Raw genomic sequence first — 1,694 nt, forward strand, 5'->3', positions numbered from 1 at the left:
CGCAGCCAGCCGCGCACCTCCCGTCCCAGTGGCGACGTCACGGGCACAGTGGGGAACCGTCCGGCGGCGGCGTCCACCTGGGATTCGCCGCGCAGACCCCGCGCGGGCTGGCCGTGCCCGTGGTGCATCACGCCGAGGACATGTCCACGGCCCGCCTGTCCGCCGAGCTCACCCGGCTGACCGCGGCCGCCCGCGGGGGCCGACTCACCCCGGCCGAGCTGACCGGCGGCACGTTCACGCTGAACAACTACGGCGTCTTCGGCGTCGACGGTTCCACGCCGATCATCGCCCACCCGCAGGTGGCGATGCTCGGGGTCGGCCGGATCGTGCCCCGGCCGTGGGCGGTGGACGGCGCCCTGGCCGTGCGCAGCGTCGTGCAGCTCTCGTTCACCTTCGACCACCGGGTGTGCGACGGCGCCACCGCCGGAGCGTTCCTGCGCTTCGTCGCCGACGCCGTCGAGGACCCCACCACGCTGCTGCGCCACCTCTGAACCCCGTCCACCAACACCCCGGTCCACCACACCCCGGTCCACCGCGCCCCAGTCCACTGCACCCCAGCCCCCTGCACCTCAGTCCACTGCACCTCGGTCCACGCAGCATCCGACCTTCCACGCAGCGCCCGACGACGGGTGCTGCCCGATCCCGGTCCAGGAGGTCTGACTTGCCTGCCCAGGCCCGCTACACCTACCTCGGCCCCGAGGGGACCTTCAGCGAGGCCGCGCTCCAGACGCTGCCGGAGGCGGCGACCGGCGAGCTGGTTCCCTCCGCCTCCGTGACGGCGGCGCTGGACGCGGTACGCAGCGGTGACGCGGCCGGCGCGCTGGTGCCGATCGAGAACTCCGTCGAGGGCGCCGTGACCACCACGCTCGACGAGCTCGCCACCGGGAGCCCCCTGATGATCTACCGGGAGGTGCTGCTGCCGATCAGCTTCGCCCTGCTCGTGCGGCCCGGCACCACCCTGGAGGACGTCAAGACGGTCACCGGTCATCCGGTCGCCCAGGCCCAGGTGCGCCGCTGGCTCGCGGCGAACCTGCCGCACGCCGAGTGGGAGTCGGCCGCGTCCAACGCCGAGGGGGCGCGCCTCGTCCGCGACGGGCGCTTCGACTGCGCCTTCGCCGGGGAGTTCGCCGGCCGCCTCTACGGCCTGGAGGCCCTGGTGACGGACATCAACGACGCCGCCGACGCCACGACCCGGTTCGTCCTGCTCGGCCGCCCCGGCCGGATCGCCGCGCCGACCAGGGCGGACAAGACGTCCGCGGTGGCGTGGCTGGCCGAGAACCATCCCGGCGCGCTGCTGGAGCTGCTCCAGCAGTGGGCCGTGCGCGGGGTCAACCTGATGCGGATCGAGTCCCGACCGACCGGCGAGGGCCTCGGCCAGTACTGCTTCTCCCTCGACGCCGAGGGTCATGCCAGCGACAGCCGGGTCGGTGAGGCCCTGATGGGGCTGTACCGGATCTGCCCGAAGGTGCGTTTCCTCGGGTCGTATCCGCGGGCCGACGGGGTGGCCGCGTCCGTGCGCTCCCAGGTGTCGGACCGCGAGTTCGCCGCGGCGACCGACTGGCTCTCGCGCTGCCTGGACGGCCGCGGCGACGAACGGGAGCCGTGACCGGCGCGCAGGGGCGCCCGATGTGGCCACCGGACCGGCCGGAAGGGGCCTGTTCGCACCAGCGACACACCGCCGGGGCGGCCCGGCG

Annotated in this window: 2 protein-coding genes; both read left to right on the forward strand. The window is 74.3% G+C overall.

All coding sequences use genetic code 11. The features are described from left to right. On the forward strand, window positions 1–491 hold a 491-nt coding region (locus ND748_RS31465; protein WP_251749931.1), incomplete at its 5' end, for a 2-oxo acid dehydrogenase subunit E2. Window positions 492–661: 170 nt separating this feature from the next. After that, window positions 662–1,606 carry a prephenate dehydratase gene (gene pheA / locus ND748_RS31470; RefSeq protein ID WP_251749932.1) on the forward strand — a complete coding sequence of 315 codons (945 nt, stop codon included), beginning with the start codon at window positions 662–664 and terminating at the stop codon, window positions 1,604–1,606. The last annotated feature ends 88 nt before the right edge of the window (window positions 1,607–1,694 follow it).

The organism is Frankia sp. AiPs1, from assembly GCF_023716945.1.
Taxonomy (GTDB): domain Bacteria; phylum Actinomycetota; class Actinomycetes; order Frankiales; family Frankiaceae; genus Frankia.